We start from the raw sequence: 20415 nt of genomic DNA, 5'->3' as shown, positions 1-20415 counted from the left end.
TCGTCATTCTTTCTATTTAAGAGCACCATGAAAACCAAACACATTGTTCTAAGAAACCTCAATGCAACGACTCGCGATTTCTTTGCGGGTCCTGGTTCACTCGAATCCGCACAATCCGCACCTCCTACGCTCCAAGTCGCAGTGGACGACATTGAGCGTAAAGATATTAGCTCATTGAATCGCGATCCGGATGTGGTCGCGATCGCGCCTGTGATGCCGATGAATCTCATTCGCCCGGTCGCCCTAGAAAACGTCGAACTCGAAGGCACCACCGTCGAAAATGCGGCAAGTTTGACGGCTTCGACACAAACCGCTCCTAAATTAACCTGGGGAGTCCAAGCAGTGGGAGCCGATACTTCACCGTTTACCGGAGAAGGCATTGTCGTTTCAGTGCTCGATTCGGGAATTGATGCGACTCATCCCGCCTTTGCTGGCGTGGAAATCGTTCAAAAAGACTTTACAGGTGAAGGCGACGGCGACAAAGACGGACACGGAACCCACTGCGCCGGAACGATCTTTGGGCGTGCAGTCGAGGACACTCGAATTGGGGTTGCACCCGGAGTGAGCAAAGCCTTAATTGGAAAAGTCATCGGGGAGCAAGGCGGCTCTAGTGATCAGATTGCCGATGCGATTCTGTGGGCATTTGAAAATGGCGCAAATGTGATCTCGATGTCGCTGGGAATTGATTTTCCGGGATTTGTGCAGTTCTTTGTCGGGCGCGGTTTACCGATCGAGCTTGCGACCTCTCGCGCTCTCGAAGGCTATCGCGCCAATGTTCAACTGTTTCAAAGCTTAGCCGCACTGGCAAATGCTCGGACTGCATTCGCTCAACCGACTGTGTTAGTGGCAGCAGCAGGAAATGAAAGCCGTCGTCAAACAAATAAAGACTGGGAAATCGCGGTCGCACCTCCAGCGGTTTCAGAAGGAATCATTTCGGTGGCGGCGCTGGGTCGGGGAGAAAAGGGCTATACGATCGCGCCTTTCTCGAACACTGGAGCGAATCTCTCAGGACCCGGTGTACAAGTGCTATCTGCCAAAGCGGGCGGCGGACTGGTCGCGCTCAATGGAACCAGTATGGCGGCTCCTCATGTCTCAGGTGTAGCGGCACTTTGGGCACAAAAACTGAAGCAGAGTGGACGATTAACCGCATTGGAATTAACAGCGCGTGTGATCGGAAATTCCACCCCGGATGGCATTGCTGCGGAATTTGATCCATTTGATATCGGTGCCGGAATGGTTCGTGCCCCTCAAAGCTAGAACACCATGCTGAAAAAGTTGTGCTTCTGAGCTATCAACTTTTTCAGCGCGATAATAGAAGAACGTCGTCCTTTGCATTTAGGAGGTAATATGCACTCTGCAACAAATGAGCATTCAACGATGGGCAAAGTGTATACGACAATCACGGTGACAAACCGTGCAGATCAGATTCGCGCAAACGACGGCACGATTTCACCGGATGAAATTCGATCGATGACGATCGAGAACGTTTTGGTAGATACAGGTGCGACAACGTTATGTTTACCTGCGAGTGTCATCGATCGATTAGGGCTAGAACTGGCGCGAGAAGTCCTGGTTGAAACTGCAATGGGAACCGGAAGCGCTCGCATTTTTCAAGACGCAAAACTTTCAATCAGTGGACGAGAAGGCACGTTTGAATGCCTTGAATTGCCTGGTGGAGGGAGCGCGTTACTTGGAGTGATTCCGCTAGAAGCGATGGGATTGGAGCCGGATTTGAAAAATCAAACGCTGAAAGTTTTGCCGGATGACTCAACTGGAACTTATCTGACAATTCTCTAGAGTGGCATAATTCCCGAAAAATACTGAGATGAGATGTGAGAGGCTGGAAAAGTTCCGTGTTTTTCCGCTTCTCGCATTTTTCATGTTGGCTGAAGTTCTGTTTGTTTTTGGGTTGGGAGTGTTGGCGATCGCGTATTCGTTTCGCCGTTCTACGCTTGGACTTTTGGCAATCTCACTCATCGGACTGAGCTACTGGAGCGGATGGACTCATCGTTTTACGGAACGCGATTTATCGCTGGTCGATTCGGTTTCGCTACAAATGCCGATCGTCGCTGCAATTTCATTTCTACCATTAGCTTACCGCTGTCGATCGCAAAAATTATTCGGGATGAGCGCGATCGCGATTTGCTCATCGCTGTTAAGTAACTTAGGTGCAACTCTTACAAAAGGAAGTATTTTACCTGCCCTGCTTTTAATTCTCCCGGCTGCATTGCTCTGGGCGTATGACGATACGATTTGGACAGTGGGGCAACAGAGAAAATTATTTCAATCGATCGCTCGTCGATTCGCAGTGGTGTATTTAGCGGGATTGTTTTACTGGTTTTCGTTCTATTGGACGTGGATTGATTATGGCTGGTATAGCCGAATCGTGGAATGGAGATCGCTATTGAGTGTAGGGATTTTCGTAGCGATTACGATCGCACAATGGATCTATCTACTGATTCAAGCGCGGGAATGGAAGAGCACGATGATCGGATTGATGATTGTTGTGAGTTCGATCGTGCAATCTTGGCATTTACGAATTGCACCGATTCCAGTTTTTGCACCGATTGTGTTTAATGCAATGTTGGGAATTTTAGCGATCGTAACTGTCCGAGATAGTTTACGAACCGGGGAACGAAGGGCGTTTTGGTTCGGTGTGATACTTCTAATTGTGCAAGTTTTGAGTCGATTGCTGGAGTATGAACTGAGTCCGGCAGCAAGAGCGATCGTATTTGGATTGTTGGGGGGAAGTGCGATCGCAAGTGGTCTATGGTTTGAATTCCGAATTCGTAGACTATTACCTGCGATCGCATTCCAAAGGGTTAGACCTTCTTCAACCAGCTAAACATCGATCGCAGATCCTTACCGACTTCTTCGATCGGATGTTCTGCTTCACGGCGACGCATTGCATGGAAGCCTGCTTTACCCGATTGATTTTCCAAGACAAATTCCCGCGCAAACTGCCCGGTTTGAATCTCAGACAGAATCTTTTTCATTTCAACACGAGTTTCATCGGTAATGATTCGAGGTCCGCGAGTCAAATCACCATACTCAGCCGTATTAGAAATACTGTCGCGCATGGTCGCTAGACCACCTTCGACAATCAAATCGACAATCAGCTTCACTTCATGCAAACACTCAAAGTAAGCGAGTTCGGGCTGATAGCCTGCATCAACCAAGGTTTCAAATCCTGCCTTAATTAATGCACTCAAACCGCCGCAGAGTACGACTTGTTCGCCGAACAAATCGGTTTCAGTCTCTTCGCGGAAGGTCGTTTCGAGAACGCCACCACGAGTTCCGCCGATTCCTTTCGCGTATGCCATTGCGCGATCGCGTGCTTGACCCGACGCATTCTGATACACCGCAAATAGTGCCGGGACTCCTTGACCTTGCTCGTAAGTCCGACGCACTAAGTGACCCGGACCTTTCGGCGCGACCATCACGACATCCACATTTGCAGGCGGCACGATTTGACCGTAGTTAATGTTAAAACCGTGAGCGAATGCCAGCACATTTCCTTCGCTCAGATTCGGTTCAATTTCGTTGAGATAGACCGATCGCTGAACTTCGTCCGGCAGCAAAATCATGATGAAGTCTGCGGCTTTGGCGGCATCTGCAACCGAATGAACAGTGATTCCTGCGTCTTTTGCTTTTGTTGCGGATTTACTACCTGGATACAGCCCGACGATGACGTTCATGCCGCTGTCTTTCAGGTTGAGGGCGTGCGCGTGCCCTTGAGAACCGTAACCGATAATTGCGATCGTTTTTCCCGCAAGTAAATCTAAGTTGGCATCAGCGTCATAATACATCCGAGCCATATGAAAAGTCTCCTTCCAGCAAGTCGTTAAATTGAGGTGTCAGAACCGTTAATCTTATCAGAAAACGTCCGTTACCAATCGTCGTAATTTGCTTCGCCTTCTGCGGCTCTGGGGATCACGGTGGGGGGTGGGGAGTAGGGGACTAATTCGAGTTGGCGATTCGTTGATTTGGGTTTCGATTTCTGATTGGGTTTACGTCGGCGCGAAACGCCTTCTTCATTCGTATCTTCTGCCACGACTTCGTAAAGGATTGCAAGTTTTTTGGGGTCTTTGCTCTTTCTCAGAATTCGTCCCATGCGCTGAATGTATTCGCGGGCTGATCCGGTTCCTGAAAGCACGATCGCAATACTCGCATCGGGCACATCGACCCCTTCGTTTAGCACACGGGAAGCGACGAGCGATCGATATTCCCCTTGCTTAAATTTCGTCAGAATCTCGTGACGCTCTTTCACCGGGGTTTGATGGGTGATTGCAGGAATTAATAGATCTTGAGAAATGCGATAAACGGTTGCGTTATCGTCTGTGAAAATTAGAGTGCGTTCGGGATAATGACGAGCGAGAAGATCAGCGAGAACTCGCAATTTTCCTTCGGTTCCGAATGCGATCGATTTCGCTTCTCGGTGAGCTAACATCGCTTTTCGTCCGGCTTTCGATCGCGCACTCGCTTGTACAAATCGTTGCCATCCTTGAGCATTACTGAGATAAATATTTGATTCTTTTAGAAATGCGTTACGAACTTGAATCAATTGATCGTAGCGTTCACGTTCTTGTTTTGAAAGGGATACTTTAATCTCGATCGCTTCGTGTTTTGCAAGTGCTGATCCTGATAATTCCTCTGCCGTTCTTCGGTAAACTTCTTCACCGATGAGAACTTTTAGATCTTCGTGTTTACCGTCGCTTCTCTCTGGTGTTGCGGTTAACCCTAATCGATAAGGCGCGATCGCATATTCCGCGATTACTCGATTGAAGTCACTCGGCAAATGGTGGCATTCATCGAAGACCAAGAGCGCGTATTGATTACCTAATGTTTCAGCATTGATTGCTGCGCTGTCATAAGTGGAGATGAGAATGGGAGTACGATCGCGTGATCCGCCCCCTAACAATCCAATCTCTGTATCTGGAAATGCGGCACAGAGATTTGCATACCATTGGTGCATGAGATCCAGCGTTGGAACCATGATTAATGTACTGCGCTGTGTGGCTTGAATTGCAAGTTGAGCGAGATAAGTTTTACCTGCTGCGGTAGGTAAGACGACAACGCCTAAGTGACCTGAATTTTTCCAGGCTGTGAGGGCTTCTTTTTGATGTGGGTAAGGTTCCATTTCGACAGCGGGAACCAGCTCGATCGCATCAAATCCTTTAGCTCGATCGTCGATCTCGGTTCCTTCCGATCGCAATGCCAGAACCAACTCCCGATACTGATTTGCGGGAATGCGAAATTTTTCGATGCGATCGTCCCACACCGCAAACTCAACCCACGCCTTCCCTCTAGGCGGCGGATGGAGAATCAGCGTTCCGCGATCGTAGGACAGACTGGGCATTCTCGGCATAGTACATCTGTCGTGCTTAATCTTTGCTCATCGTACAAGGTTTTTGAGTTGGAGTCTAACCCCCAATCTGTGACATGGTTCGCTGATACTTGCCAGTGGTGCCCGATTCGCGCTGTTTATAGTTAATCTCAGGCTTTAAGTTGAGAAGTTCGCTGACTTGTTCGCGGAGTTCTTTTGTCGAAATACCCGATCGCAGTTGTGATCTCAAATCAATTTGTCCAATCTCATTCAGCAAACACGGACGCAACCAGCCATCCGCAGAAAGGCGCATTCGATTACAGCGATCGCAAAAACATTCTGACATTTGACTAATAAAGCCTAATGTTCCTTTCGCTCCTGGAATTCTAAAAACATCAGCGGGACCATTTCCCTTGACGTTTGCTTCAGTCAATCCCCAGCGTTGTCGAATCTGTTGACGAATCGTTTCTGAATCAATCCAACCTTGATCACTGAAAAGATTATCGTTTCCGATCGGCATAAATTCGATAAATCGGACGTGCCATTCTCGATCGACACTCAATTCCGCTAAATTCAGCACTTCATGATCATTCACACCCGGAACAACGACCACGTTTAATTTAAGCGGAGTAAATCCAATTCGATAAGCGGTTTGAATCCCGTTCCAGACTTGTTGCCAGCGCGTTCGACCACGATTTCCAATAATGCGATCGAACGTTTCCGGCTCTAATGAATCCAAGCTGATATTAATCCGTCTCAATCCCGCCTCATAAAGATCTTGCGCCATCGAATCGAGCAGAAACGCATTCGTCGTCATCGAAAGATCTTGAGTTTCGGGAAATTGTGCGATCGTTCTGACAATCTCCACGACTCCCGGACGAATCAGCGGTTCGCCTCCGGTCAGTCGAAACCGAGTAAATCCCACCGGAATAAACACTTCTCGCAACAGCGTTGTTAATTCTTCCTGCGTGAGAAGGTTTTGCTGCAACACATATTCGAGATCGCTTCCTTCCGGCATACAGTACTGACACCGGAAATTACAGCGATCGATTAAACTAATCCGCAAATAATCCACTTGATTCATAAATCCATTCTGCCGGATTCACACCGCAGCATCAAACCCGATCCTAGAATTGAGGCATTGATTACCGGAGTGGTTATGATCGATCTCTACTACTGGACAACGCCAAACGGTCACAAGATTACGATGTTTCTAGAGGAAGTTGGACTTCCTTACAACCTTGTGCCGATTAATATTGGAAAGGGTGATCAGTTTCAGCCGGATTTTTTGAAGATTTCTCCAAATAATCGAATTCCAGCGATCGTCGATCGTGATCCCCCAGACGGTGAACCGATTTCCGTTTTTGAATCAGGCGCAATTTTGCTATATCTCGCTGAAAAAACAGGTCAATTAATCCCTTCTGATTTGCGGGGGCGCACTGAAGTTTTGCAATGGTTGTTTTGGCAGATGGGCGGTTTAGGTCCGATGGCGGGACAGAACCATCATTTCAGCCAGTATGCACCTGAGAAAATTCCTTACGCGATCGATCGGTATGTGAATGAAACGGGGCGATTGTATGCGGTGTTGAATAAGCGATTGAGCGATCGCGAATTTGTAGCGGGTGAGTATTCGATCGCCGATATTGCTAGTTATCCGTGGATTGTGCCGTACGAGCGCCAAGGACAAAACCTCGAAGATTTTCCGAATTTGAAGCGATGGTTTGAGGCGATTCGATCGCGTCCTGCCACGATTCGGGCGTACGAGAAGGCGGACGCATTTAAGGCGGAACAAATCAGCCCCGATCAAGCGCGAGAATTGTTGTTCAATCAATCGGCGGGAACCGTGAAACATTAATGGTTCCAAATTGTAGAGACGCGATTAGGAGCTTCGCTGCACCTTTGGTGTTCGCGTCTCTACGTTATCGGGTAAATCGATCGTCGTTGTCGGATAAATCGATCAACCCATCACGCCGATTTAGAAAACCGAATAATTTTCCAAAAATTGCCCATTTGTTGATAATCGCACGATCGATCATCCACAGCGATCGAAAAAAGGTGAAGCCAACTGACTCCACCTTTTACCGTTTAAGGATTAATTGCACCGTAGTACAGTGCAGCAACAAGCAACAAACCGAGCAAACTTAGAGTGACGATCGCACGAAATGCCCAATCAAGCATCGTTAAGCAAACTTACCTGTCGTCGCAGCAATTAAGAAGGCTGCATAAGTCAGAATGTAACCCACCGTAAAGTGAATTAAACCCACTAACCAACCTTGTACGATCGACAACGCCACAGGTTTATCTTTGAACCGAATCAAGTTTGCTAACGGGGTGCGTTCATGTGCCCAAACCAGCGTTTCAATTAGCTCTTGCCAATATCCCCGCCAGCTAATCAAGAACATGAATCCTGTCGCCCACACTAAGTGACCAAACAAGAACATCCACGCCCAAACTGAGAGATTGCTTGTTCCATAAACGTTGTATCCGTTGATCAACGGTGCTGAATACTGCCAGAGATAATCTCGCAGCCAACCCATCAGGTAAGTCGAACTTTCATTAAACTGAGCCACATTACCCGACCAGATCGCCAGATGTTTCCAGTGCCAGTAAAAAGTCGCCCAAGCGATCGTATTCAACATCCAGAAAATCGCCAGATAGAAAGACTGTTCCCAAGACGCGATTTGGCAAGTGCCGCCTCGTCCCGGACCATCACACGGGAAGTTAAAACCGAAGTCTTTTTTATCCGGCATTAACTTACTACCACGCGCATCTAACGCACCTTTAATGCAAATCAGCGTCGTGACGTGTAAACCAAGTGCGATCGCATGGTGCACTAAGAAATCACCCGGACCGATCGTAAGGAACAATGAATTCGTGCCGCTGTTAATCGCATCAAGCCAACCGGGTAAATAAGCCGCACCCGGATTCGATGCCAAACTATCAGGATTCGATAGCAGCGTATTAAATCCATAGAGCGCTTTACCATGTGAAGCTTGCACAAACTGAGCAAACACAGGCTCAATCAGAATTTGCTTTTCTGGGGCACCAAACGCTACTTGTACATCATTGTGAACATACAAGCCGAGCGTATGGAAACCGAGGAACAGCGAAACCCAACTGAGGTGAGAAATGATCGCTTCCTTGTGTCCTAACAATCGAGCTAGCACATTGTCCGCATTGTTGTCTGGGTCATAGTCTCTCACCCAGAAAATCGCTGCGTGAGCAAACGCCCCCACCATAAAGAATCCGGCAAGATACTGATGGTGAGTGTACAACGATGCCTGAGTCGTGAAGTCCTTTGACATAAACGCATACGGCGGCATCGCGTACATGTGTTGAGCTACAACAGAAAGCGCCGTACCCAAGGCAGCTAAGTGAATCCCTAACTGGAAGTGCAGCGAATTGTTGTAGGTGTCATACAGTCCGGTATGCGACAAGTTGCCTTGACCACCGATCCGATTACCAAAGAAGCTCTTTGCATTAAGAATGTCTTTGATACTGTGACCGATGCCAAAGTTAGTGCGGTACATGTGACCCGCAACAATGAAAATAACTGCGATCGCTAAATGGTGATGCGCCATGTCAGTCAACCACAGCGATTCAGTTTGCGGGTGGAATCCTCCCAAGAAGGTCAGAATTGCACTACCCGAACCTTCAGCCGTTCCAAAAATGTGATTCGCCGTATCAGGATTTTGAGCATAAGCTGCCCAATCTCCACTAAAGAAGGGCTTCAATCCCGCAGGGTGTGGAAGTGTCGTTAAGAAGTTCTCCCAGCCCACGTGCTGACCACGAGATTCAGGAATTGCAACGTGAATCAAGTGACCCGCCCAAGCGAGAGAACTCACCCCGAACAGTCCTGCTAAGTGGTGATTCAGTCGAGATTCCGCATTCTTAAACCAAGCCAAACTCGGACGGAATTTCGGTTGCAAATGCAGCCAACCTGCAAATAAGAACAATGCTGAAATCAAGAGCAAAAAGACTGCGCCTTGATACAAATCAGCATTCGTTCTCATGCCGATCGTATACCACCAGTGATACACACCTGAATAGGCAATGTTCACGGGATAGTTCACACCACCCTGCGTATAAGCTTCGATCGCAGGTTTACCGAATTGAGGGTCCCAGATCGCATGAGCAATGGGACGAATATGCAGCGGATCTTTAATCCACTGCGGAAAATTGCCCTGCCATGCAACGTGGAACAACAGGCTAGAAGTCCATAAGAAAATGATTGCTACATGACCAAAGTGAGTCGCAAAAATCTTTTGATAAAGCTTCTCCTCGGTCATGCCGTCATGACTTTCAAAGTCGTGAGCGGTGGCAATCCCATACCAAAGCCGTCGCGTTGTGGGATCTTGCGCGAGATCCTGGCTAAATTTTGGAAATTTAGTCGCCATATAATTTGACTACTCTCATCTCTAGTGAAACGAAGTGAGGTGCAGATTGAGTGGGAAATCGCTCGATCGATAGTTCATTAGATTAATCAAAGTCAGATTTTGAGAGGTACGACCAAAGATAGAGAATCAATTTTGCAAATCTTGCATTTTATATCGGAATTTCTGATGAAGAATTAATCAATGTTGCAAGAATCTTCGATAGATTATCCCGATATAGAGAATTATTGCCCGAACTTAGGGAAGGTGAGTTCAAAAAGCACCGGGGAACTCTAGGAGGCATCTAAAGTCTACCTGGGGGAAGAATCATGAAGCCAAAGGTTGCAGAGCGAATGAGTCGAATTTTGACGCTGACGGGCGCACTCTCTTTAGGGATTTTGACAGCAGGAATTGGTCGATCGCTGTCTGCTCGATCAATGGAATCTTTCGGCGGCGGATCTATTTCCTCGAATGCTCCCGTTGCCCAACCGAAACAGCTTCAATCAAAAACAATTCGTTCTAATTCTGCTTTTTCCCAAGCTCAGATCGACTATTTCATGGAAATTGCAATGGGGTCAGAGTACAACCAACAAGGCGCACCCAGAATTCGCAAATGGAGCGGAGAAGTCCGGATTCAGGCTTTCGGCAAGCCGACAAGCGAAGACTTAAGAACACTGCGAACGGTAATTAGCGAAGTAAATGGATTAACCGGAGGTGCAATTCGGATGCAACTCGTGAATAGCAATCCGAATGTGACGATTCACTTTGTTCCAGAAGCTCAATTCCGCCGAATCGAACCTGCTTACATTCCAGTAAATTTTGGATTTTTCGTGACACGTTGGAACAATCAAGACACCATTAATCGTGCCAATGTTTTGGTTACCACAACGGGAGTCACTCAGAAAGAACGATCGCATTTAATTCGTGAAGAACTGACTCAGGCGCTCGGTTTGATGCGCGACTCTTACCGTTACGCAGATAGTATGTTTTATCAGCCTTGGACAGATACGACGCGCTTTTCAGATCTCGATCGCGCTTTGATTCAAATGCTCTACCTCCCGCAAATTAAACCCGGAATGACCACCGCAGAAGTTCTGAGAACCTTAAATTCAATTCAAGCAAACCGCTAACATAAGAAGTGCACTGTGAGCGTGAAATTCTATGTTGGCTTCTTCGTTAGGTTCTCAATCCGTTTCTGCACATCCGAATGATCACTTTGTCATTACGATCGCGCCTTTATTGATCGATGAAGTTTACCAGCAGGCGGATGATGCGGCGAATGGTGCGATCGTGCTGATGAGCGGCATGGTTCGCAACAATAGCGAAGGGTTTTCGGTGCTACATCTGGAATATCAAGCGTATGAACCGATGGCGATTCAGGTATTCAGACAGATTGCAGCAGAGATTCGGCAGACTTGGAGCGATGTGACTCATGTGGTGATTCATCATCGAGTCGGACGCTTAGAAATTGGCGAAATGAGTGTCTTGATTGCGGTAGGTTGTCCGCATCGCAAAGAAGCGTTTGAGGCGTGTCAATATGCGATCGACACTCTGAAGCATCGGGCACCGATTTGGAAAAAAGAATTTTACTACGGCAAATCTGGTGAAGTGTGTTCGAGTTGGGTGAAGTGTTGCTAATCATAGCCTAGGGTGTGCTTTATAGTCTTCTCACTACGTTGCTGACTCGCCCCGGAATGGAATTCGGGGCTAACAGTGCGAAGTCCTTTGAAAAGGACTGAAGAAACCGATACTGGCTTTTAGTCCCCTTCAGCGGACTTCGTTCGACTAGCCCCGAATTCCATTCCGGGGCGGGGGTGAACGAAGCGAGGAACTTTGAAGCACGTTCTAATCACAGTTTGAGCGTGACGAGGATCACTCATTTTATAAAGCTTTGACAAAGTGGGGCGGGAACTCTGAAGGCATTGTTCCTGATGCTTTGTCAGACTTATGGCTTCTTTGCAGCCGACTTGGAGCGCAATTGCTCAATCAACAGATTTAATTGCCTCAAATTTCAATACGGGTGAAACGGCTTGGTTTGCGATCGCAGATAATCGCATCATCAATCGCGCTTCGATTCCCGTTGCTGATCCGAATCTTCAAATCGTTGATATTTACGATTACGATCGCGATAGTCGCTCCGATCTCCTTTGGAATGATCGACGCGATAATTCACTGTATTTTTCAAGTAACGATCAGTGTTTCAATCTTCATACACTCAACGATTTAAACTGGCAAATTCAGAGAGTTGGCGATTTCGATCGAGATGGCGATCGCGATATTCTTTGGCGCAATCAAACGACCGGAGAGGTTGCACTTTGGCAATTAAACGGAATGCAGATAGAGACAGGACGAGTTCTCGCAACCGTGAGCGATCGAGCCTGGAAAATTGCGGATGTGCAGGATTATGACAATGATGGCGATTTAGATATTTTATGGCGACACGATCGATCTGGAGAAAATGTGATTTGGCGGATGAATGGAGCCGCGATCGAGTCTGGATTTTTCATCGCTTCAGTTCCAGATCCAAATTGGAAAATTGTTGGTAGCGGTGATTTCAACGGCGATCAAAAGTTGGATTTGTTGTGGCGGCACAATCAAGCAGGACAGCTTGCAATTTGGCAGATGAATGGAATGAGCATCGAACAGGGAATTTCTTTGTCGATCGCGGTTGATCCCAGTTGGCAAGTTAAAGGCATTCACGATTACAACCAAGACGGAACCGATGATATTCTCTGGCAGCATACACAGGCTGGAACGCTTCAATATTGGGCGATGAATCAATTGCAACCGCAGCGATCGATCAGTCCTGAAAATTTCAATAGCTGGCAAATCCAACCATTCAAGCAATCAGAATTTACAACCAAAGTACCAACGTATAATCCGAATTCTGGTTATGGAATCGTAAATGCTGGAATTGCAATTGGAGCAGCGATCGGTCAAGCTCCGTTTGCTCAGGTGCAAGACACGTCTTGGGCACTCGATATGATGAACATTCCAGAGGTTTGGGCGCGTGGATATACCGGGCAAGGAATTACGATCGCGGTGATCGATTCTGGTCTTGATCTAACGCATTCAGATCTCAAATCCAATCTTTGGACGAATTCGGGAGAAATTGCGGGGAATGGAATCGATGACGATCGTAATGGTTTTACCGATGATATTCACGGCTGGAATTTCAGCTTAAACAACAATGATGTTTCACCGTCTAGCGCACATGGAACCGCAGTGAGTGGAATTATTGCCGCAGCTCGAAACAATATCGGGATCACAGGGGTCGCTTACGATGCTAAATTAATGCCAATTCGAGTGACAAATGCTCAGGATAACTGGAATGGTAATTTAGCCAATGCAATCCGATACGCAGTTGATAACGGTGCGAAGGTAATCAATTTATCGCTATGGTGGTCAGACTCTCCACAGTTAAGAGACGCTCTCGCCTATGCTGCAAGTCGAAATGTGATCACGGTAGCAGCAGCACTCAATGAAGGAGCAAACCAGCCGAGTCATCCTGCACGATATGCGACTCAATTCGGTGTAGCAGTAGGAGCGGTGGATCGCGATCAACGTTTATCCTCATTCTCAAATCGTTCCGGTACTGATCCTCAGATGCGCTATGTTCTCGCTCCAGGACGCGGCATCGAAACGACGATTCCAGGAAATTCCTGCCAATCCGGTTGGTGGGGTACATCGATCGCAGCACCGTATATTTCTGGTGTGGTCGCATTGATGCTAAGTGCAAACCCGAACCTAACGCATGATCAAGTGCGGCAGATTTTGATTGAATCGACGACAGATGCAAGTTGAGATTTTTTACGGTAAAAATCTCTAAACTGGAAAAACTCACGATGTTTCAAGAAATAAACTGATATCTACATGAAAGAAATCTGCGAGCTTTCTAGCTTCATTCTGCTGAATTTGCCGTTTGTTCTCTAAAATTTCTGTTATGGCTGTTTGTGTCCCAAGAATTGGAAGCAAATCAACTGCGTCTAATTCTCTTACTTCCATTAAATGCTGCACGATCGAACTTGCACTTCCCGATAGAATCGGCTCATGTTCATTCTCAAACTTCTCAATTAACGTAACTAGAAGCTCTAGAAATAGGTCTTCTTCTGGAGTTCTTTGAGGGCGATGCTCAAGTTCTTGTGCAAGTGCGATCGCAGCTTCATTTTCAGCGTCCGTTAAGATTGGTTTTGGTTGGTATCGAACTAGCAAATCAGTGTAAGACTGTCTATCAAAAGTATGGGTCATTTTTCCACTCATCCTTGTCATACTCTGCGTGAGTCAGAATATATTTAATGTAAATTCGTTGAGTCCGATAAACCAAATCGACAACTAATCGATATCGATTTCCTTTGATATTAAATACCGTAAAATTTCCAACGGCTTCCGCATTAGGATAAACCTGCTGCACCTCCAATAAATCTTGCCAATTCGCTTTGCTTGAGACTCGATACCAATTGTAAAGGGCATCACAAGCATCAGCATGACCCTTACAAAATTCTCGCAGTTTCTTTCGACTGATAACTCTCATGGATTGTCCAACACTCGATCGCACATTTTACAAACTTTAACCTGCAAGCTTCGGGGTCGATCTAGAATAAAATGAAGTCGCGTTTGGCAAAGTTTAGTTATCGAAACCGTCTACGGAAACCTCAACGGCTTAAAGACAAGCCAAATCAAACAGCTACAGCGGTTATATCACCAGCGCTTACCGGGCGATCGCATCACCACAGCCGAATTCGCTCAGCGGATTGCCGCGATTAGCTCAGAAATCAGCCAGCCCGTCTGTACCTACGTGAATCGTCGCGGTCAAGTGATTCGCGTCGGAGTCGGAACGCTGAGGCAAACTCAGATTCCGATGCTGGAACTTCCACGCTACGGGGCGGAGCGGCTTTGTGGCATTCGCTGTATTGCAACCCAACTGAAGCAAGATCCACCGGGTGAATCGATGTTAACGGTGATGGCGCTGCAGCGATTAGATGCGTATGTCGCGTTAACGCTGACAGGTGGCGGATTTGAGCGGCGAGGTGGCGGTGCAACGGGATATGTCAGAGGTGCATATCTCGCTCATTTAGTCCCGCATCCAGAAGCAAATTGGACGATTTCGCCACCGTTGAGTTTGGATATTGTTGCAGAGCAGGACTTTCTCGCACTGGTTGAAGGACTAGAAGAAGAATTCCGCCGGGAATACGTCGCGCAACAAGTCGATCGAGATCACGATCAAGTTCTCATTGTTGGAATACAAACTGATGATCAATCCCCGCAAGTATTCAAAACGGGTATTCAGGAATTAGCGCGATTAGTTGAAACGGCGGGCGGTGAAGTGCTGCAAACGATGAGCCAGAAACGCCCCCGCCCGCATCCTCAAACCGTTGTGGGAGAGGGAAAAGTCCAGGAAATTACCTTAGCGGCTCAGACCGTTGGGGCGAATTTGATTGTGTTCGATCGCGATTTGTCCCCGGCTCAAATCCGCAATTTAGAAATGCAGATCGGCATCAGAATTGTCGATCGGACTGAAGTGATTCTCGATATTTTCGCTCAACGCGCTCAGTCTGGAGCCGGAAAACTCCAAGTCGAACTCGCTCAACTTGAATATATGTTGCCAAGACTGACCGGACGCGGGCAGGCGATGTCTCGACTCGGTGGCGGCATCGGGACACGAGGACCTGGAGAAACCAAATTAGAGACAGAACGTCGATCGATTCAGCGGCGAATTACTCGGCTTCAGCGAGAAGTGAACCAGCTTCAGGCACATCGCGCACGATTGCGGCAGCGACGACAGCACGAAGAAGTTCCCTCGATCGCAGTTGTGGGTTATACCAACGCTGGAAAATCGACTTTGTTAAACGCTTTGACCAACGCAGAAGTTTATACTGCGGATCAACTCTTTGCAACACTCGATCCAACCACTCGGAGACTCACGGTATCAGATTTAGAAACGTATAAAAATACAGAGTTACTTCTAACCGACACTGTAGGGTTTATACATGAGTTACCGCCTTCGTTAATGGATGCGTTTCGAGCCACACTCGAAGAAGTGACCGAAGCGGATGCACTTTTGCATGTCGTAGATTTATCGCATCCTGCTTGGCAGAGTCAAATTCGAGCAGTGATGCAAATTCTGTCTGAGATGCCGATTACTCCGGGTCCTGCACTGCTGGCATTCAATAAGATCGATCAAGTCGATGCGGAAAGATTAGCGATCGCTCGTGAAGAGTTTCCGCAAGCGGCATTTATCTCAGCAAACGAACGGTTAGGACTGGAAACACTCCGGCAACGATTGTGTCAACTGGTTCGCTATGCGATGACGAACTGAGCCACGGTTAGACAGCACCGGGGCACAGTTCCTCTATCTCGAAGCCGCGTTCGACAATTGTGGATTCAGCACAGAATTCACGATCGCTTTGTGCTTCACAAGTGTCCCAATCTCGGTCTGAATCGGCAGCACATCAAGCGAATCCAGCGTCGAACAATACTTCAAATCTTCCAAACAGTTCAATCGCAGTAACCGCTTCCCGTGGCTGGCGTGATACATCAGACTGAGAAGATTGTCCTTCCACTGCTGATACAGCGACACCGCGCCGACCATCTCATCATTTCCGACCAATTCCCCGATCGATAATCCGAGACGTTCCGCCACACTTTGTACGATCGCGCCCGCGCAGACCGTATCTTCTAGCGCAAATGACCCTTCCCACCCTGCGCCCACGATCCAGACCGTTTCTGGCTGATGCTCGACCAAATACTCTACAACCGCATGACGATTGATCAGGGCAGCAGCTAACACAGTCGGAGACGCTTGAATCTTTTGCAGGGCGCGAGTTCCGTTCGTGGTACTGATAAACAGGCGTTTGCCGCTCATCAGTTCAGGAGTGCAATCGAGCGGAGAATTGCCTAAATCGCAGCCTGCAACTTTACTGCCGCCGCGTTCTCCAGCTCTCAGGCGCTTTTCGGGTGGAAGTGCCTCACTCTCGTGAACTAGCTTTTCCATGTCGCTGAAGACGTGAACCGCCTCCGCACCCGAAGACAAAGCCGTCGCGATCGTGCTGGTTGCCCGGAGCACATCAATCGCGATCGCACAATCAGCAGAGTTCTGTACGGGCGTGAGTTCGGGCGTGTGGAAAACAGAAAATTTCATAATGTGTAGAGTAGAGAAACTGCGGAGACTCAAGTGAAGTTGAAGGGGGTCGCAGCTTCAGAATACTAAATGCAGACCGAAACTGCGAAATATATCTTAACGGCTAAGCATAGAGTGAAGTCGATGATAGACCAAAGTCGCTATTGTGTATACGGTATGAGGCAATTTACGCCACAATGAAAAATTATGATTAATGATTCTTGAACAAAACCAGAACGAGAGTGCGCTTAGGATGTTTCTATCATTCAAATCTCTTTGAGACTGGTAGGAGCGATCATGTCACAGCGCCCAATTATTCTTGGCATTGTTGGAGATAGTGCGGCTGGAAAAACAACCCTAACACGTGGAATTGCTCAGGTACTGGGCGAAGAGAATGTGACGATTATTTGTACGGACGATTATCACAAATACGATCGCGCTGAACGTTCTCAAATCGGAATCACGGCACTGCACCCGGACTGTAATCATTTAGACATCATGCAGCAGCATTTGTCGTTATTGCGATCGGGTCAACCGATTCTGAAGCCAAATTACAGTCACAAAACCGGAACGTTTGAGGCTCCAACTTACATTAAGCCGAATCGCTTTGTGATTATCGAGGGCTTGCTGGGGTATTCGACTCGTGTGGCGCGGGATTGTTATGACGTGAAAGTGTATCTTGCGCCGCCTGAAGAGCTACGTGCTCGATGGAAGGTTAAACGGGATACTCAGAAGCGGGGTTATACAGAGGAACAAGTTTTAGAAGAGTTGCAGAAACGAGAGCCAGATTCAGCCGAGTATATTCGCCCGCAGCGAGCTTGGTCGGATATGGTGGTGAGCTTTTGTCCGCCGAGCGCTTTACCCATTAACGGACATTTGGATGTGAAATTGGTGTTGCGTCCGACGATTCCACATCCGGAGTTAACGCGAGTGGTAGGAGGGGATGACCCGACGCGATCGGCGATTCGGTTGGGACTCGATCGAGATATGGGTAAGCCTGTGGATGTGCTGGAAATCGATGGACACGCAACAAAAGATCAGGTGGTGCATTTAGAGCGATTTATTTGCGATGAGCTTCCAGCGTTGTCAAATGTGTGTAATCCAACAGGCGATACGGAATTAGGGAAAGTGTCGGGAACGACTGGGGAGATGATTCAGAGCTATCCGCTGGCGATGACTCAATTATTGATTGTGTATCACATGATCAAGGCAACGAAGGCGTTGTAGGTGTTTGAGAGGTGTAGATAGTCTTTTCGCTTCGATTGCTTCCCGCCCTGAAATGAATTTCGGGCTAATCGACGAAAGTCTACTGAAGTAGACTCAGAGCCAGTTTCGGATTCTTAGTCCATTTCTAATGGACTTGCGCCGATTAGCCCGAAATTCCATTTCAGGGCGGACTATGCCAACGACGAAGACTGTTCAAACAGGCTCTAAAAGATTTGGAAATGCGATCGTTCCAAAATCAACCGATCGGAATCGCCGCATTCACCAATGAGGTCAAAATTCCCGTTTGTTCCTGCCCGCTGGTCGAAAGATCGCTGTAGCACAAGAATAATCGCTCTTCTGTCCGTCCCAGCAAATCGAGCAAAATCCGCCGTAATCGCTGTTCGTTCATTTGCTGTGTGTCTTCGACATCCCACATCTGCCCCGACCAATCTTGCAGAAATAACGGAGCCGCAAACAGCGAATCAACCCCACTGAGCCAGCGAGACGAACCCGCATCTAACCAAAACTGCCACCGATGCGATCGACGTACCGATCGATACTGAAACACAGTCGCCAATGTGACCGAATTCGGCTGCACTAACCGCACTGGGAAAGGATTCGCCGTCACAGTTCCACTTCTAAGCATTTGAATAAAGTTCCGCACCGTTAACGATTGAGGCGCATCGCTTAAATCACTGCGTCTAAGTCGATCGTCTACTTCCCAGTAATGTTGCGCCGTTTCCATTAATTCCCGCAGTCCTGCTAATTGATCAAACGGCAGATGACTACCACCGAGAAAGAACCGCTGAATGGCTCGATCGAGCATCACAACCGGACTCGAAATCATGCGCGTTTCTAACTGCGATCGCTGCAATTCAATCCAGCGCACCAGATTTTCATACGCTTCAGAAGCCTGATACCCTAATCGATCCCAACGCGGAAACGTATTTGCTGGAAGTAAACGCGGCTGATCCGGATGCGGCTCGAAACAATGATCAGCAAGCAATCCGGCTCGAACGGGATCGATCGCATAGCTTGCAGGCGATTCGGATTTCTGACTGAGAATCACGAGCATTTCAGCGATCGTATCTCGATTCGTCGATCGTCCGAGTCCGGGGTAAATCAGCGTCAAGAGTGTGAGAAGCGATCGCACGATCGGACTACTTGCAAGCGGTCGCTGATCGTTTAGAAACTCGACTGGGATATTTTGACGAGTGAGAATTTCCCGCAGCGCATATCGAGAAATCGGGTCAATCCCTGGACCAATCAGAGCAATATCACGCGGCTCAACCGTTCCCGATTGCACCCCTTTGATGATAATTTCTGCGGTTTGGCGAATCAATTGCGCCTGAGTTGTCGTTTGAATCGTTTGAATCGAATCGGGCAGACTGGCAAAGAAAACCGGATCAGTGACCAAATCTAAGATTGATTCTCCGAGTTCGTCCATGAGGCAGGAATTCATCCGATGCTTGCAGTGCGCTCCGCGTTCGCTTAATTCCACAACCGAACAGCGATCGCTTAATTCCATCAAGTAGACCGGATCGGCTCCTAATCCCAATCGCACCGCTCCATCAGGATTAAACGTAAACGCACAGGGAATTTGTCGATCGATCAAAAATTCAAACAGTTGACGCACGACGGCAGGATACTCATCGACATCATCTGCAATCACCGCTTGATATCGCTCGGTTAAATGCTGTTGATACGTCGGATCATGCAGCAGATAACGCCCGTATAAATCTGTAATCAAACTGTAGGTTAATAATCCACGCCGCAAACACCACGATCGCCAACGCTGCATCATTTCCCCGATCGTTTCTGGGGACAGCGGCAATTCAGCGAACCCTTCTTCTGATTTAGGTAAACCCTGATTTAGCATCGCGGGAATGTCCTCGATCGCGACTCCGCCCAAAGCTCCAAGCTGCATCAAGTCCAAAACACGCCGAACTAATCGCGCTTCGGGAATACCGGATTCGTCGATCGCATGATCCAACTCAACCCGCCATAATTTCGTCGCTAACTCCTGCTCATTTTCGGGGCGCAACCTGACTGGAAATTGCGCTTTAAGATCTAAGTGTTGAACTAATAGCGACCAGAAAAGCGTCACTTCATCTTCAAAAAATCCGAGCGGGGTTGTTGCGCGGAAGGGAAATTTGCCTTGAGTCGCATCGGTTAATCGATCGCTTAAATCCAGACGATTATCTCCGATCGCGGCTAAAACTAAAATTCCAGATCGTTTCACCCGCATCCATTCACACGCCTGAGCTACCAAACGGGCACTTTTCCCAGTTCTCGACGCGCCTTGAATCCAGACTGATCGAAATGTTTGCATTTGCACGAAATCTCCTCGGTCGGATTTGCTAGGATACGATCCGCTTCCTCTATCCTAAACC

At 47.8% G+C, this 20415-nt stretch carries 18 protein-coding genes; 9 read left to right on the top strand and 9 right to left on the bottom strand.

The annotated features are described in order from the left end of the window. Nucleotides 1-27: 27 nt before the first annotated feature. The 3 genes from NIES2104_RS07805 to NIES2104_RS07795 all read left to right on the top strand — a co-directional run bounded on the left by NIES2104_RS07805 (nt 28) and on the right by NIES2104_RS07795 (nt 2845). A complete protein-coding gene (locus NIES2104_RS07805; protein ID WP_058997351.1) occupies nt 28-1257 on the top strand; it encodes a S8 family serine peptidase in 1230 nt (409 codons plus the stop codon). Between the two features lie 90 nt (nt 1258-1347). Beyond that, nucleotides 1348-1797: an aspartyl protease family protein gene (locus tag NIES2104_RS07800; protein WP_225895215.1), complete on the top strand. Its 450-nt coding sequence runs from the start codon at nt 1348-1350 to the stop codon at nt 1795-1797. 82 nt (nt 1798-1879) lie between these two features. Further along, nucleotides 1880-2845: a hypothetical protein gene (locus NIES2104_RS07795; protein ID WP_058997350.1), complete on the top strand. Its 966-nt coding sequence runs from the start codon at nt 1880-1882 to the stop codon at nt 2843-2845. Here the strand turns inward: NIES2104_RS07795 and ilvC are convergent. The 3 genes from ilvC to moaA all read right to left on the bottom strand — a co-directional run bounded on the left by ilvC (nt 2823) and on the right by moaA (nt 6410). Further along, the gene (ilvC, locus tag NIES2104_RS07790; RefSeq protein ID WP_058997346.1) at nt 2823-3818 is read right to left on the bottom strand and encodes a ketol-acid reductoisomerase; all 996 of its coding nucleotides are present in this window, start codon (nt 3816-3818) and stop codon (nt 2823-2825) included. The two genes, NIES2104_RS07795 and ilvC, sit on opposite strands and share 23 nt — an antisense overlap. A gap of 71 nt (nt 3819-3889) precedes the next feature. Further along, the gene (locus NIES2104_RS07785) at nt 3890-5359 is read right to left on the bottom strand and encodes a DEAD/DEAH box helicase family protein (RefSeq protein ID WP_339375078.1); all 1470 of its coding nucleotides are present in this window, start codon (nt 5357-5359) and stop codon (nt 3890-3892) included. Nucleotides 5360-5423: 64 nt separating this feature from the next. Next, entirely contained in the window at nt 5424-6410 is a 987-nt protein-coding gene (gene moaA, locus NIES2104_RS07780) for a GTP 3',8-cyclase MoaA (RefSeq protein WP_058997343.1), read from the bottom strand. A 75-nt stretch (nt 6411-6485) separates the two neighbouring features. Here moaA and NIES2104_RS07775 point away from each other — a divergent pair, with 75 nt between their 5' ends. Further along, entirely contained in the window at nt 6486-7181 is a 696-nt protein-coding gene (locus NIES2104_RS07775) for a glutathione binding-like protein (protein WP_059001610.1), read from the top strand. Between the two features lie 64 nt (nt 7182-7245). Here the strand turns inward: NIES2104_RS07775 and NIES2104_RS32240 are convergent, their stop codons facing one another. Beyond that, complete coding sequence (locus NIES2104_RS32240; protein ID WP_192843567.1) at nt 7246-7401, bottom strand: hypothetical protein; 156 nt, start codon at nt 7399-7401, stop codon at nt 7246-7248. Nucleotides 7402-7506: 105 nt separating this feature from the next. Then, nucleotides 7507-9723, bottom strand: a complete 2217-nt coding sequence (psaB, locus tag NIES2104_RS07770; RefSeq protein ID WP_058997342.1) for a photosystem I core protein PsaB — start codon at nt 9721-9723, stop codon at nt 7507-7509. A gap of 305 nt (nt 9724-10028) precedes the next feature. On the opposite strand from psaB, the gene NIES2104_RS07765 reads away from it, so the two are divergent. From NIES2104_RS07765 to NIES2104_RS07755, 3 genes are all read left to right on the top strand, one after another. Next, complete coding sequence (locus NIES2104_RS07765) at nt 10029-10829, top strand: DUF2927 domain-containing protein (RefSeq protein ID WP_058997340.1); 801 nt, start codon at nt 10029-10031, stop codon at nt 10827-10829. A 31-nt stretch (nt 10830-10860) separates the two neighbouring features. After that, nucleotides 10861-11337: a molybdenum cofactor biosynthesis protein MoaE gene (locus NIES2104_RS07760; RefSeq protein ID WP_058997338.1), complete on the top strand. Its 477-nt coding sequence runs from the start codon at nt 10861-10863 to the stop codon at nt 11335-11337. Nucleotides 11338-11646: 309 nt separating this feature from the next. Beyond that, on the top strand, nt 11647-13503 hold the full coding sequence (locus NIES2104_RS07755) for a S8 family serine peptidase (protein WP_058997336.1): 1857 nt from the start codon (nt 11647-11649) through the stop codon (nt 13501-13503). A 36-nt stretch (nt 13504-13539) separates the two neighbouring features. Here the strand turns inward: NIES2104_RS07755 and NIES2104_RS07750 are convergent, their stop codons facing one another. Next, on the bottom strand, nt 13540-13947 hold the full coding sequence (locus NIES2104_RS07750) for a type II toxin-antitoxin system HigA family antitoxin (protein ID WP_202815038.1): 408 nt from the start codon (nt 13945-13947) through the stop codon (nt 13540-13542). Then, nucleotides 13931-14230, bottom strand: coding sequence for a type II toxin-antitoxin system HigB family toxin (locus tag NIES2104_RS07745; protein ID WP_058997331.1), 300 nt, complete (start codon nt 14228-14230; stop codon nt 13931-13933). The genes NIES2104_RS07750 and NIES2104_RS07745 overlap by 17 nt, the downstream gene beginning before the upstream one ends. Nucleotides 14231-14494: 264 nt before the next feature. Between NIES2104_RS07745 and hflX the strand changes: the two genes are divergently transcribed. Continuing rightward, the gene (gene hflX / locus NIES2104_RS07740) at nt 14495-16015 is read left to right on the top strand and encodes a GTPase HflX (protein WP_304607999.1); all 1521 of its coding nucleotides are present in this window, start codon (nt 14495-14497) and stop codon (nt 16013-16015) included. Nucleotides 16016-16048: 33 nt separating this feature from the next. On the opposite strand, the gene NIES2104_RS07735 is transcribed toward hflX, so the two are convergent. Then, nucleotides 16049-16837 carry a 2-phosphosulfolactate phosphatase family protein gene (locus NIES2104_RS07735; protein ID WP_058997325.1) on the bottom strand — a complete coding sequence of 263 codons (789 nt, stop codon included), beginning with the start codon at nt 16835-16837 and terminating at the stop codon, nt 16049-16051. Between the two features lie 276 nt (nt 16838-17113). Between NIES2104_RS07735 and NIES2104_RS07730 the strand changes: the two genes are divergently transcribed. Then, nucleotides 17114-18043: a phosphoribulokinase gene (locus NIES2104_RS07730; protein ID WP_058997323.1), complete on the top strand. Its 930-nt coding sequence runs from the start codon at nt 17114-17116 to the stop codon at nt 18041-18043. A gap of 235 nt (nt 18044-18278) precedes the next feature. Here NIES2104_RS07730 and NIES2104_RS07725 read toward each other — a convergent pair whose 3' ends face one another. After that, on the bottom strand, nt 18279-20354 hold the full coding sequence (locus NIES2104_RS07725; RefSeq protein WP_058997321.1) for a hypothetical protein: 2076 nt from the start codon (nt 20352-20354) through the stop codon (nt 18279-18281). Nucleotides 20355-20415: the final 61 nt, after the last annotated feature.

It is taken from the genome of Leptolyngbya sp. NIES-2104, from assembly GCF_001485215.1.
Classification (GTDB): Bacteria; Cyanobacteriota; Cyanobacteriia; order Leptolyngbyales; family Leptolyngbyaceae; genus Leptolyngbya.
The sequence above is the reverse complement of the archived record's forward strand: the minus strand, read 5'-3'. Positions and strand labels throughout refer to the sequence as shown.

Bases quoted from the DNA above. Each gene is read 5' to 3' on its own strand.
- NIES2104_RS07745 (WP_058997331.1), bottom strand. From the start codon at position 14,230: ATGAGAGTTATCAGTCGAAAGAAACTGCGAGAATTTTGTAAGGGTCAT.
- moaA (WP_058997343.1), bottom strand. From the start codon at position 6,410: ATGAATCAAGTGGATTATTTGCGGATTAGTTTAATCGATCGCTGTAAT.
- NIES2104_RS07730 (WP_058997323.1), top strand. From the start codon at position 17,114: ATGTCACAGCGCCCAATTATTCTTGGCATTGTTGGAGATAGTGCGGCT.
- NIES2104_RS07800 (WP_225895215.1), top strand. From the start codon at position 1,348: ATGCACTCTGCAACAAATGAGCATTCAACGATGGGCAAAGTGTATACG.
- NIES2104_RS07755 (WP_058997336.1), top strand. From the start codon at position 11,647: ATGGCTTCTTTGCAGCCGACTTGGAGCGCAATTGCTCAATCAACAGAT.
- NIES2104_RS07750 (WP_202815038.1), bottom strand. From the start codon at position 13,947: ATGACCCATACTTTTGATAGACAGTCTTACACTGATTTGCTAGTTCGA.
- psaB (WP_058997342.1), bottom strand. From the start codon at position 9,723: ATGGCGACTAAATTTCCAAAATTTAGCCAGGATCTCGCGCAAGATCCC.
- NIES2104_RS07795 (WP_058997350.1), top strand. From the start codon at position 1,880: ATGTTGGCTGAAGTTCTGTTTGTTTTTGGGTTGGGAGTGTTGGCGATC.
- ilvC (WP_058997346.1), bottom strand. From the start codon at position 3,818: ATGGCTCGGATGTATTATGACGCTGATGCCAACTTAGATTTACTTGCG.
- NIES2104_RS07760 (WP_058997338.1), top strand. From the start codon at position 10,861: ATGTTGGCTTCTTCGTTAGGTTCTCAATCCGTTTCTGCACATCCGAAT.
- NIES2104_RS07775 (WP_059001610.1), top strand. From the start codon at position 6,486: ATGATCGATCTCTACTACTGGACAACGCCAAACGGTCACAAGATTACG.
- NIES2104_RS07785 (WP_339375078.1), bottom strand. From the start codon at position 5,359: ATGCCCAGTCTGTCCTACGATCGCGGAACGCTGATTCTCCATCCGCCG.
- NIES2104_RS07765 (WP_058997340.1), top strand. From the start codon at position 10,029: ATGAAGCCAAAGGTTGCAGAGCGAATGAGTCGAATTTTGACGCTGACG.
- NIES2104_RS07735 (WP_058997325.1), bottom strand. From the start codon at position 16,837: ATGAAATTTTCTGTTTTCCACACGCCCGAACTCACGCCCGTACAGAAC.
- NIES2104_RS07725 (WP_058997321.1), bottom strand. From the start codon at position 20,354: ATGCAAACATTTCGATCAGTCTGGATTCAAGGCGCGTCGAGAACTGGG.
- NIES2104_RS07805 (WP_058997351.1), top strand. From the start codon at position 28: ATGAAAACCAAACACATTGTTCTAAGAAACCTCAATGCAACGACTCGC.